13 protein-coding genes are annotated in these 11,603 nt (G+C 64.5%); 8 read left to right on the top strand and 5 right to left on the bottom strand.

Annotated elements, in window-relative coordinates:
• The first annotated feature begins 120 nt into the window (after positions 1 to 120).
• Positions 121 to 684 (top strand): hypothetical protein, encoded by a 564-nt coding sequence (locus tag ACH2DW_RS14595; RefSeq protein WP_394930475.1) that lies wholly within the window; start codon positions 121 to 123, stop codon positions 682 to 684.
• Positions 685 to 688: 4 nt separating this feature from the next.
• Here the strand turns inward: ACH2DW_RS14595 and ACH2DW_RS14590 are convergent, their stop codons facing one another.
• Positions 689 to 1,909, bottom strand: a complete 1,221-nt coding sequence (locus tag ACH2DW_RS14590) for an NAD(P)/FAD-dependent oxidoreductase (RefSeq protein WP_394930474.1) — start codon at positions 1,907 to 1,909, stop codon at positions 689 to 691.
• 74 nt (positions 1,910 to 1,983) lie between these two features.
• Entirely contained in the window at positions 1,984 to 2,349 is a 366-nt protein-coding gene (locus ACH2DW_RS14585; RefSeq protein WP_394930473.1) for a VOC family protein, read from the bottom strand.
• A gap of 48 nt (positions 2,350 to 2,397) precedes the next feature.
• Between ACH2DW_RS14585 and ACH2DW_RS14580 the strand changes: the two genes are divergently transcribed.
• Together ACH2DW_RS14580 and ACH2DW_RS14575 are read left to right on the top strand one after the other, a co-directional pair.
• Positions 2,398 to 2,811 carry a PaaI family thioesterase gene (locus ACH2DW_RS14580; protein WP_394930472.1) on the top strand — a complete coding sequence of 138 codons (414 nt, stop codon included), beginning with the start codon at positions 2,398 to 2,400 and terminating at the stop codon, positions 2,809 to 2,811.
• 48 nt (positions 2,812 to 2,859) lie between these two features.
• The gene (locus tag ACH2DW_RS14575; protein WP_394930476.1) at positions 2,860 to 3,249 is read left to right on the top strand and encodes a VOC family protein; all 390 of its coding nucleotides are present in this window, start codon (positions 2,860 to 2,862) and stop codon (positions 3,247 to 3,249) included.
• Positions 3,250 to 3,285: 36 nt separating this feature from the next.
• Here ACH2DW_RS14575 and ACH2DW_RS14570 read toward each other — a convergent pair whose 3' ends face one another.
• The 3 genes from ACH2DW_RS14570 to ACH2DW_RS14560 are packed head-to-tail and all read right to left on the bottom strand — an operon-like array spanning position 3,286 to position 7,004.
• Positions 3,286 to 4,158, bottom strand: a complete 873-nt coding sequence (locus ACH2DW_RS14570) for a phytanoyl-CoA dioxygenase family protein (RefSeq protein WP_394930471.1) — start codon at positions 4,156 to 4,158, stop codon at positions 3,286 to 3,288.
• Positions 4,159 to 4,173: 15 nt separating this feature from the next.
• On the bottom strand, positions 4,174 to 4,800 hold the full coding sequence (locus ACH2DW_RS14565) for an alpha-ketoglutarate-dependent dioxygenase AlkB (protein WP_394930470.1): 627 nt from the start codon (positions 4,798 to 4,800) through the stop codon (positions 4,174 to 4,176).
• A gap of 44 nt (positions 4,801 to 4,844) precedes the next feature.
• Positions 4,845 to 7,004: an EAL domain-containing protein gene (locus tag ACH2DW_RS14560; RefSeq protein WP_394930469.1), complete on the bottom strand. Its 2,160-nt coding sequence runs from the start codon at positions 7,002 to 7,004 to the stop codon at positions 4,845 to 4,847.
• 243 nt (positions 7,005 to 7,247) lie between these two features.
• Here ACH2DW_RS14560 and ACH2DW_RS14555 point away from each other — a divergent pair, with 243 nt between their 5' ends.
• The 5 genes from ACH2DW_RS14555 (at position 7,248) to ACH2DW_RS14535 (ending at position 11,363) form a co-directional block, all read left to right on the top strand.
• A complete protein-coding gene (locus ACH2DW_RS14555) occupies positions 7,248 to 7,925 on the top strand; it encodes a M23 family metallopeptidase (RefSeq protein WP_394930468.1) in 678 nt (225 codons plus the stop codon).
• 112 nt (positions 7,926 to 8,037) lie between these two features.
• On the top strand, positions 8,038 to 8,871 hold the full coding sequence (locus tag ACH2DW_RS14550; RefSeq protein ID WP_394930467.1) for an enoyl-CoA hydratase: 834 nt from the start codon (positions 8,038 to 8,040) through the stop codon (positions 8,869 to 8,871).
• Positions 8,872 to 8,914: 43 nt separating this feature from the next.
• Positions 8,915 to 9,742 carry a TrmH family RNA methyltransferase gene (locus tag ACH2DW_RS14545; RefSeq protein ID WP_394930466.1) on the top strand — a complete coding sequence of 276 codons (828 nt, stop codon included), beginning with the start codon at positions 8,915 to 8,917 and terminating at the stop codon, positions 9,740 to 9,742.
• Between the two features lie 113 nt (positions 9,743 to 9,855).
• The gene (locus ACH2DW_RS14540) at positions 9,856 to 10,494 is read left to right on the top strand and encodes a class I SAM-dependent methyltransferase (protein WP_394930465.1); all 639 of its coding nucleotides are present in this window, start codon (positions 9,856 to 9,858) and stop codon (positions 10,492 to 10,494) included.
• A gap of 11 nt (positions 10,495 to 10,505) precedes the next feature.
• Positions 10,506 to 11,363: a hypothetical protein gene (locus tag ACH2DW_RS14535; RefSeq protein WP_394930464.1), complete on the top strand. Its 858-nt coding sequence runs from the start codon at positions 10,506 to 10,508 to the stop codon at positions 11,361 to 11,363.
• The last annotated feature ends 240 nt before the right edge of the window (positions 11,364 to 11,603 follow it).

The following is an 11,603-nucleotide window of genomic DNA, read 5'->3' as shown; positions in this document are numbered from 1 at the left end:
AGCCACCGAGCCACCGAGCCACCGAAATATGCAGGAAAATGTGCGCTCAGCGAGCCTGAGCCCTCATTTTTCGGTCTGGGGCGGGGTGTGAGGGGGATGGCGGTGGGAGAATGCGGTGCGATGAGTCTGAACGAGCAGTTCAACCAGCAGTACGAGGAGACGATCAAGCTGGTCAAGTCGCGCGCCCTCTGGCGGGTCGGCGAGCAGTTCACCGAAGGTGAGACGTTGCGCTGCCACTGTTTCAACTGCGGATACGTGAGCCTCCACCAACGCTTCGACATCACGCGCCACCGGATCCTGCTCGGCAAGTCGATCCGCGCAATGGAAGCGCCGCGGCCAATGCTGCGCTGTCGACGGTGCGGACATCAGCAGCACCTCCGCGACGTTGGTGAACTTATTGTGCCGTCGACGATTGCATTGCACGACGAGCTACGCGACACCTTGCGGGCCCACCTCAGCGACACTCCAGCCGGCGACCTTCCCCGCGATGTGCGCGAGCAGGTCGCAAAGTTCCGCGAGGAGGCAAGCAGCCCAGTCCGCCAGCTCCTGCTGACCGCGATCGCAGACGCCGCCGTCTCCGAAGAAGGAGCAGCAACATTGGAAACTGTTGGTCGCGAACTCTTCCTCAGCACCGACCAAATCGCCGCCGCGACCGGCGGTCAGTCGCCACCAAGCACCGACTGACCGATCACGGGAGCGCTGCCACGAACGCCAAAGCGTCATCGAGGCTGACTTGGCTGAGGAGCTGTTTGCGCATCGGCATCACCCAGCGAGGAGCATTGAGCCCGAATGCTCCGTGCAGTTTGCCGCCACGTCCGTAGAGCGCGAGGAGCTTGCCCTCAGCGACGGACCCGGCAGCGACGATCACCTCGTCGTCGGGACTCGATCGGCCCAAGAACTGGATCCGTTGATCAAACTGGTCGCTCCAAAAGAACGGAACCGGTCCATACGACGCCGGTGTCTCACCTGCAGCCACGTCGAGCAGATTGTTCGCGGCCAGCGCACCCTGCTCGGCCGCATTCGTCCAGTGCTCGACACGCATCTCTTCGTCAAACAACGGATTGGGCCAGCGCGCGACGTCGCCGGCTGCATAGATGCCGGGCGCGGCACGCAACGTCTCGTCGCAGACAATGCCATCGCGCAACTCAAGCCCGCTGTCGTCCAGCCATTGAGTTGCGGGCACCACACCGATCCCGACGACGATCAGATCGGCATCGAGGTGTTCCCCGGCGAGCTGCACACCGGTCTTGGTCAACGATTCGACCTGAACACCACAGCGCACATCGATGCCACGAGCACGATGAACGTCCGCAACTGCTGCGCCCATCTCTTCGCCGAGGCCTCGAATCAATGGAGCGGTGGCCCCTTCGATCACGGTGACCTGATTGTCGAGCTGCTTTGCGATCGCCGCAACTTCGAGGCCAATGAAACCCGCACCAATCACCACGACGCGCTGCCCGCCCGCACGGATCGCAGCCCGAACAGCCATGGCGTCGTCGAGCGTGCGCAGCACATGGACGTGACCGAATTGCGACTGACCCGGCAGACGCCGCGGTGAGGCGCCGGTGGCGATGATGATGCCCTCCGCTTCGAGATGCGAACCGTCACTGAGGTGGAGTCGCCCACCGGTACCCGTCGCTGCCGGTTCCAGCCGTGTTGCCGCGATCCCGAACCGCCATTCGACGTCGAGTTCGTCAAACGAGTCAGCGGGCCGAAGTTGAATCCGGTCAGGTTCCCACTCACCCGACAGCAGCTTCTTCGACAGCGGCGGCCGGTCGTACGGACGGTGCGGCTCGGCTCCGATGACCACCACCTCAGTGTCGGGCGCGCGCTGGCTCAGCGTCTCCGCGGCGCGCAAACCTGCGAGGGAGGCTCCGACGACGGCGAGGCGATTCGGTGACCCGTCCATCTTCCCACCTTGACACACCGCCCCGCTCCGCCGAACAGCGAGCAGCCGATTCTCAGCAGCGCGTCAGCTGCAACTCAGTAGGTGCGGACCTCGACACGATGACCATCGGGATCACGGACGTAGACACCGTCGCCCTGGCCGCGCGCACCAAACAGTGAGGCCGGACCCATCTCGATGATGTCGGCATGGGTGGCCACGAAGGCATCGAAGCCGGACCGATCAGTCACGAACGCGACGTGATCAACGTTGCGTCCCGACGGTTCGTCAGCGAGAAGGTCGATCAAGGTGGCGGCGTCGACTCGGAGCGAGACAAACGGCGCAGCACCAGCGCGCCACTCTTCCAACCGCTCGGCCACGAGACCGAGGTGGTCGCGGTACCACGTCACCGAGCGCTCGACGTCGCTGACGCACAGCACAACGTGGTCGATGCCAGAGATCATTGGTGCAACGTATCGGACAGCGCGACCGCCCCCGCTACGGTTCGGTCGATGAGCGAACTCCCCACTGTCGATGCGATCAACGCGATGCTCGTTGAAGAGTTCAGCGGCATGGGCAGTCGATGTGCAGCGGTCGGACCAGACTTTGCGCTGGCGCACCTGATGCCCGACCAGGATGCGCTCAGACCCGGTGGCTTCATCTCGGGCCCGACACAGTTCGGCATGGCCGACGCGGCGCTCTGGTATCTCACGTTCGGAGCGATCGGACGAATCGAACCGATGGCGCTCACCTCGGAGCTCTCCATTCGATACGTCCGACCAGCGCAAGGCACCAACATGTGGGCACGCGCAACGCTCGACAAGGCGGGCCGTCGAAACGTTGTCGGCACCGTGCGCATTTGGTGCGACGACGACGAGGACCGGATCACCGCAACCGCACAGGGCACCTACGCCCTTCCAGCCTGAGCCAATCCGAGCCAAGCAGTGCCCGAACTTGCCCGCTTCCACTTGGCGATGCCGGTCCATGATTTGGCAGCCGCCCGTTCGTTCTACGGCGAGCTCCTCGGCTGCCCCGAAGGCCGCTCAGCAGAACATTGGGTGGACTTCGACCTGTTCGGGCATCAGTTCGTGGCCCACCTTTCCCCGACGGCTACGCCACGCATCACCAATCCGGTCGATGGCGACGAGGTTCCCGTCCCGCATTTTGGTGTTCTCCTGAGCCCGGCCGACTGGCAGGCGTTGGCCAGTCGCCTGCGGGACGCGGGGACGATCTTCGTCATCGAACCGCATACTCGTTTCGCCGGCGAAACTGGCGAACAATCGACGATGTTCTTGCTCGACCCGTCGGGGAACGCCCTCGAGTTCAAGGCGTTTGCCGACGACTCGCAGGTCTTTGCACGCTGATCGTTCAGCCCTGCCGGGCAATCCGAGCGGGCAGCGTCAACTGTCGGCTTGCTGGCTCCCGAAAATTGTCGGCGGGCCCTGCTTGCGCCAGTCAGGCGCACCTCGCATCGCGCGGCCCTGCACCGTGACATCCTGACTTGGAGTGCCGCCCACGATGCGCCCGCTGTACGCACCGTCAACACCATTCGCACCGATGCCGAGTACCGGGTAGCTCGTGAGCGCCGAGTAGGTCTGCAAGAGCAGTGGCCGTGGGCGATCTGAGTGGTTGGGCATCGAACCGTGCACCATGCAGCAGTTGTGGACCGTGACCGAGCCCGCCGGACCCTGCAGCCATGCCATGTCCTCCATCGGCAGCGTTGCGATGTCGTCGTCACGCATTGCGCCACTCCACGATCCCTCCGCGCTGTACAGGTCGTAGAGCTTCCCGGTATGGCTACCGGGAAGCACGCCCATCGGGCCCATCTCGTCGTCGACGTCGTCGAGGTACACGCCGATTGTCAGTGGCGTGAAGTCGGTATGGGGCCAGAACTGAATGTCCTGGTGCCACTTCACCTCCTCACCCCCGCCCGACCACTTGTAGTTGAGTTTGCTGTGATGGAACCGCACCGGACCACCGAGGATGGCCATGGCGAGTTGTGCCACTGGTCCTTCGAACGCCAGACGGTGGAAGGTCTCGTGCAGATCGACGGGCGAGACCAGTCGCCGGAGTCGCGGCGTGGCAGCCGAATGCCCTGCTTCGAGATCGAATCGACGACTCGACGTGGCGAGCCGCCGACTCTCTTCGACAAACTCATCTGACGCCGAGCGCAGCTCTGCCATCCACGCTGCATCGACGAACGACTCGAGTTGGAGGTAGCCGTTTGTCTCGTAGAACTCGAGTTGCGCGGAGGTGACGACGTCGTGGCTCACCCCACGAGCGTAGAACTAACGCGTGTCGTGACGGAAGGTGATCGACATGCGCGGCCCGACTCCGCGGCGCATCTTCGGGACGCAGTGTTCCCATTCGTGTTGACAGGCGCCGCCCATGACCAACAGATCACCGTGGCCGAGGTCCCAACGACGCGACGCTCCACTGCCTCCCTTGTCACGCCGTTGACGCAGCTTCAACGGTCGCGGATGACCGACGCTCAAAATGGCGACGATGGGATCGGTGACGTACTTGCGGTGTCGATCACCGTGCCACGCAACCGAGTCGTTGCCATCGCGGTACAGGTTGAATCCGATCGAATCAAACGGACGGTGATATCGAGCCGTGAGCAACTGACGGATGTCATCGAGGAGTGGCGTCGGCCCTCCCGCCGGGTAGTCGTCAGCGTGCCACCACGCCGTGAGCCGTGGCTCCGCGACCACCGCGTCGTACATGGCGATGTTGGTCCGTTGTCGGAGTTCGAGTTGGTCGAGCAACCCGTCGAAGACGCCGTCGGCGCCACTCAGCCAGCCAGGCGTGAAGTCGATCCATGACCGGGCGTCGAGTTCGACGCGCTGGGCCTCGAGAAAGTCGGCGTCGACATCTGGTGCACACAACCCGAAAAGCGACCCCTGCAAGAACATGTGTTCGATTCTCGCGAAGGATCCAGCCAAACGCAAGGCATCGCTCAAACTCGCAGCAGGGCTGAGGCGGACCAGTTCACGTTCACGGCACCGAAACGGGCACAGACCGCTTCAGCAGACATCGGGCCGCCAAGGAGGAACCCTTGTACAAGATCGCACCCGTGCAGTTGGGCCAATTCCAACTCGGCGCTGGTCTCGACGCCTTCGGCAACGACCTGCAGGCCCAGGTTGTGCGCCAGCGACACGATGCCCGCGAACAATTGCGCGCGTTTGTCGTTGTTGGCCGAGCGGGCAAGGAACATCCGGTCGATCTTGACTTGATGCACGGGGAGGTCGTGCAAGTAGCTGAGCGAGGAGTACCCGGTCCCAAAGTCGTCGATTGACAGGTGGACGCCCAGTTCCACCAGCTTGTCGAGCAGATGGCGGTGCTGCGCATGTTCGTGCTGAATGAGCACACTTTCGGTCAGCTCAAGACACAACTCCTGGGGTGCCACGCCGTGACGACGAAGACGTGCCCGCACGGCATCGACGAAGTCCGACTGCCACAGCTGCGCTGTCGAGACATTCACCGCGACGATCGGCGGGGTGAATCCGCGCTCTCGCCAACTGGCGATCTGAGCACACGTCTGGTCGATCACGTAGTCGCCAAGTTCGTTGATCAGTCCGGCGTTCTCTGCGACTCGAACAAACTCACGAGGAGGAATCTCGCCTTCAACCTCGTGCGTCCACCGCGCCAGCGCTTCGACACGAACGATCCGACCAGTGTTGGCCTCGAGGATGGGCTGGTACTCGAGTCGCACGGTCTTGTTCTTGAGAGCACGCCGCAGCTCGGTGGCCAGATGCATCCGTCGCTGGATGGGCGACGACAGACTGGATTCATAGATGCGCGAATGGCCGCGCCCATCGCGCTTCACTGCATAGAGGGCGAGGTCGGCATGGCTCATCGCGACCTCGGACGTCATTCCGTGTTCCGGAATCAGCGCGATGCCGATGCTCGCCGTGACGCTGGTCTCGCCGCTCTGCGTCTGACGAACACCCGACAGGCTCTGCAATGCACGATCGGCTGTTCGCTGCACCGCCGCCACATCAGCCACGCCCACCGAGGTGAGCAGGGCGAACTCATCGCCGCCGAGGCGAGCGAGAAACTCACCCGGTTGCAGCTCTGAGCGAAGCGAATCAGCAAGTGACATCAGGAGCTCGTCACCCGCTTGGTGCCCGAGGCCGTCATTGACTTCCTTAAACCCGTCAAGGTCGATGATCAGCAGCGCGAAGCCGTGAGCGTCAGATTTGTCGCCTGGCCCGAACAGGCTGAAGCGGCGTTCGAGTTCGCGCATGAACGCCGCTCGGTTGGGGATCCCGGTGAGCAAGTCGTTGTAGGCGCGATGCGCCAGGTCGCGCTGCAGGTCAACCACCTTGGCGAGGCCTTGCGCGAGATACCCGATCTCGTCGCGTCGCTCGGTGAGTTGAACCGTGTCGGGGCCGTCATCGGAGCCGACGTCGTGGGCCACCTTGATCAACCGGTTGAGTGGCCTGAACGCGAGGAACATCGCGATGATGCCGGCGACCGCCATGGCTCCGAGCAACACGAGCACCGCGACAGCAACCCGGTTCACGACGCGTGCATCGATCCTGTTCAGATCGTCCACCAATCCGACATCGACGGCGAGGACGCCGATGAGTGCCGCATCGGCATCGAGGATGGGCGTCAAGTACGCGAAGCGCATCCGTCCGGCAACCGGCACCTCGCCGATGTACGGCGAGGTCGTGACCAGGTCCGCGTACGCGGGATGGCCCTCGACAATCAGCCCTGGCTCAACCTGCGAGCCGCCGATTCGGCCACCCGCTTCATCCGTGAAACTGGTGGCGATTCTGTCGAAGGAGCCGCTGGACGGGTCGTAGCGGAAAAGGTTCGCAGCACCTTGGTTCACCGATGAGATCGAGTCGACGAGTGCGTCAAAGGAGTCGCTCGGCTGCAGGCGATCCGCCGAGTCGATCTGAATCTTCTGGGGCGAACCAGCCGCATCGCATTCGAGCACGAACTCGCCACGGTCCTGTTGAAACAAAGCTGCCGCAGCGCGTGCAGCTCGGTCGACCCGGATTTCGGAGTGATCCTGGTTGATCGTGCGTATCTCTCGAAGGCCCGCGTACGCGAGGACTGCCATCGAGAGCGACGCCACAACGAGGAAGACAGCCGTCGTCCGCACGGGGAAGGACCATCCTGATTGTCGATCGATCCCCTTGCGTTGACGCACACCAGGCATACGGCAGATTGAGACCGAACTGAAGCTTCTGTCGGGTTTCCTGACGACAGCTTGACGGTGCGTCCGGTTTCGCCACAGAACTGGAGCGCCGAGAGAGAGGAGAGAGGGAGAGAGGGAGAGAGGGAGAGACACGAGTCACCGTCACCCCGCCGACACATGTTCGTAACGCAACCGTAATATCTCGCCATGATCTCCCGCTCCCAGTTCCTCGGCAGCCTCGCGGTCGCCGTCGCCACGACGGCGCTGATGCCAACAGCGCTCAGCCACTCGGCATCCGCCACAGGCCCTGCAGCTGCTCCTCAGCTCGTCACTGCTGCAGCGACCGGTGCGCTCGGTGCCGACAGCGCGATCACGTGTCCCATTCCTGCGGGTAGTGAATTCGTCGACAGCTGGGGCGCAGGCCGCTCCGGTGGGCGCCGTCACGAAGGCGTCGACATGATCGCTGATCGCGGCACCCCCGTGGTCGCCGCACAGTCAGGCGACATCAACTTCAAGCAGAACCGGCTCGGCGGCAACGCTGCGTGGCTGAACAGCCCAAGCGGCAACACCTTTTACTACGCCCACTTCGACAGCTTCGAAGGCGAGAGCCGCTTTGTGCTGCAGGGCGAGGTGATCGGCTACGTGGGCAGCACCGGCAACGCCAAGGGACCCCACCTCCACTTCGAAACTCACTTCGGCGGAACGGTCGGCAGCCCCTACGACGCGACCTACGCCGCGTGCATGCAACCCATCGTGGACGCAGCCCAGGCGCAGGCCGAAGCCGACGCGGAGCGGTTGGCCGTACATGGTGAGGTGACCATCGCACGCGGGCGCCCCGATACCGCCGACAGCGAGCGCCAGCGCAACGCCATCGCCGTGCGCTGAGCCCAACGAGCGGGATAACCGAGCAGCATGACCGTCCGGGTCACGTTCGTGTTGCTGATCAAAGCTGCGCCGCGGTTCGCAGCGGAATGATCGGTGCTGCCAAGCTCGCGTCATGACGCGCGAACTCGATACCGGAACCACTGACCTGCTCGCCCACATTGACGGACACGTCGGCGTGATCACGTTCAACCGACCCGAGCGGCGTAACGCGCTCAGCGACGCGATGTACGAGGGGTTCAGTCGGGTCCTGCCGACGCTGGCCGAAGACGACGACGTGCGCGTTGTGATGGTCACCGGCAACGGCGGCGCGTTCTGTGCCGGCGGCGACGTGAAGGGAATGCACGAAAGCCACCAGCCCGGCGCGGCTCCGCGTCGCGGTGGCAGCGTCCAGACCGGCACCGACGTGCTGCGTCGCCTGCAGAAGCAGGTCTCGCTCGCGCTGCACCGCTTCCCGAAACCCGTCGTCGCCGCAATCCCCGGCGCGGCAGCAGGTGCCGGCATGTCGATCGCGCTGGCCTGCGACATCCGCCTGGCTGCCGAGCGAGCCCTCGTTGTCCCGGCGTTCGCGAATGTCGGCGCGTCCGGCGACTTCGGCGGCAGCTGGTTCCTCACGCAGCTCGTTGGCACCGCAAAGGCCAAGGAGCTGTACTTCACCTCGCCACGCCTCACGGCTGCCGAGGCACGCGACCTCGGCATCGTCAATCAGGTGCTTGCCGACGACGGCTTCGACCAAGCCGCCCTCGACTGGTGTCGAGGACTCGCAGACCGGGCCCCCATCGCCATGCGCTACATGAAGGAAAACCTCAACCGCGCGATCACCTGTGACGTCGAGACAGCGCTCGATGCCGAAGCCGCCAACATGGTGCTGTCCATGGGCACCTCCGATCACCGCGAAGCAGCGGCCGCGTTCGTCGAGAAGCGCACGCCGAACTTCACGGGCCAGTAGGAATCGCGCCACTCGCGAGCTGCCGGGCGTACCGTCACCCGTCATGAGCGAGCAGGTCCACGCCCCAATCATCGTCGAGGACCCCGACGACCCGCGCTTGGCCGATTATCGCGAGTTGAACAACCAGCCGATACGCACGGCAATGGAGGGCGACGAGTTCTTCATGGCCGAGGGATACATGGCCATCGATCGTCTGATCGACTCGGGTCACCAGCTCCGGTCGGTGCTGCTCGGCCCAACCCGAGTGAAGCGGTTCCTCCCGTACCTCGAACGACGTGAGCTTGCCGGCGTTCCCGTCTTCGTTGCCGACCACGAGGTGATGGAACGCATCGTCGGGTTCAACCTGCACCGCGGCGTGCTCGCATCAGGGAACCGCAAGCCCTATCCCGCGGTGTCCGAGCTCGCAGCGACTGCGACGCGGCTCGCTGTGCTTGAGGCACTCAACGACAACCAGAACGTGGGCGCCATCGCACGCGCCGCGCGAGCCTTCGGGTTCGACGGCATGGTGCTCAGCCCCAACTGCACCGACCCGTACTACCGGCGCACGGTACGCGTCAGCATGGGCGAAGTGCTGCATATGCCGACCGCGCGAGTCGCCGACGATGATTGGCCAGATGCGCTCGACACACTCCACGATCTGGGATTTGAGACGTGGGCGATGACACCTGCTGCCGACGCAACCAACGTCTGGGAGATGGCGGCGCCTGAGCGCTTGGCTGTGGTGTTCGGTGCTGAGGGGCCCGGGCTCACCGACATCGCGATCCAGAACACGACGCACCGCGTGCGGATTCCGATCGCGGCGAACGTCGACTCGCTCAATGTCGGCCACGCTGCGGCGGTGACCTTCGCCGCCGTGAATCGACCGACGTGACACGGCAGGCACTCGACATCACGCCTGGCGCGGCTGTCATTGCGACGTTGTCGACCTCACCCGGCGCCGCCTGGACTTCGTCGCGGAATTGACGCTGCTGCGAGGATGGGAACGTGCTTGAGCAGTTAGCCAACCATCCCGACGCCAGTGACCCTGAGCCATTCGCCGGGCCAGACCATCCGATTCGCAAGATCACCCGGTTGATGGCGTTCGGCGGCGAGTGGCGACCAACAAACGCGACGAACATGGCCGAACTGTTCGATGGAATGGCGGCCGAATGGTCGGAGCGACACGTTGACCCGACGAAGCGTGCGCCCGTGGAGGATGGGCTCGATCGCGGTGGGATTCCGCTCAGCGGTGACTGGCTCGAACTCGGCGCCGGTACGGGCGCGGGAGCACGCGTCCTGAGCGGGCGGGTCGGCTCGCTGATCTGTAGCGACCTGTCGATGGGAATGCTGTCGTATGCGCCGGGCGAGCTGGCGCCGCGGGTGCAGGCCGACGCGACGACGCTGCCATTCGCCGACGACACGTTCGACGCGGTGCTGATGATCAACATGATCCTGTTCCCCAACGAGGTCGATCGCATCTTGCGGCCCGGAGGTTCGATTCTGTGGGTCAACACACTTGGAGACCAGACGCCGATTCACCTGCCTGCTGCTGACGTGCTCGAGGCGTTGCCGGGCGAGTGGCAGGGTCGCACTGCGCGAGCGGGAACCGGTTTCTGGTTGGCAGCGCGTCGAGTTGGGGCCTGATGGACACGGCGGTGACCGACTCGCCCGAACGTCATCTGTGGACGTTGATTGAGCCGGTTCATGCAATCACCTACTTCGCCCCTGAGTGCCAGCAGGCGTTCGAAGATGCGGGCCTCCCCGGGTTCTGGCGCGGCTACTTCGGCGGGCGCGCCGCCCCGCTCGGCGCTGTCAGTGCGGGCGCCGTGACCGCGCTGTTCTTCGGCTTCCACCCGAGCTTCGTCGACCGCGCCGTGCCCGACATCTGGACGCGCTGTTCACCCGCTGATGCGTTGGCAGCGCGGCTCGACGGAATCGACCGGGCGTGGACTGCCCATGAGCTCCCGAATGACCGAGCCCAGTTGAAGCGCGCCGCCTTCATCGTGCGGCGCGCCGCCGAGGCGGTGGCCGACGATCGGCGGCCAATGTTCGCGGCGAATCTCACGATTGAGATGCCGACGAAGCCGCACTTGGCCTTGTGGCACGCTGCGACGCTGCTGCGTGAGCACCGCGGCGATGGACACCTCGTTGCATTGACCGCGCTGGAAATTGGTCCGTGTGACGCGCACGTCGTGCGACTGGCACACACGGGGACGCCGGTCGACACCGTGCAGCCGTTTCGAGGATGGAGCGATGACGACTGGATCGCTGCGGTGGGCCGACTCCACGAGCGCGGTGTCCTCGATGACACCGGCCAAATCACCGAGACGGGAGCTGCGCTGCACGTCGCAATCGAAGAGTCGACCGACCAGCTCGCCACCGCACCGCTGCGCGCCATCCAGTCCGAGCTCGCCGAGCTGGCCCACATCCTGACGCCTGTCGTTCGTGCACTGGACAGCGCAGTCATCCCGTACCCGAACCCGATGGGCGTCGAACGGTTCGACACGACCTGACTGTCCGCCCCCGCACACCTTCGTGGCAAGGGTCCGTCCACTCATGTTGTCAGTGGACGTAGCTGTCGCCGCGTGTCAGGTAGCGGCGAGAAGATGGCCGCGGCGGTCGCCGACTTCTTGGACACCGGCGCTTCGAAGGCCTTCCGTCAGCTGCGCCCGCGCTCTGATCAAGCGGCTCGACCACGTACGCCTTCGCCGCGCCCAGAGTGGTCTGACACGATCGGAGCCATGACCGACTTT

This window comes from uncultured Ilumatobacter sp. (genome assembly GCF_963980585.1).
In the GTDB taxonomy this organism is placed as follows: Bacteria; Actinomycetota; Acidimicrobiia; order Acidimicrobiales; family Ilumatobacteraceae; genus Ilumatobacter_A.
This window is presented reverse-complemented; position numbering and strand designations above follow the sequence as displayed.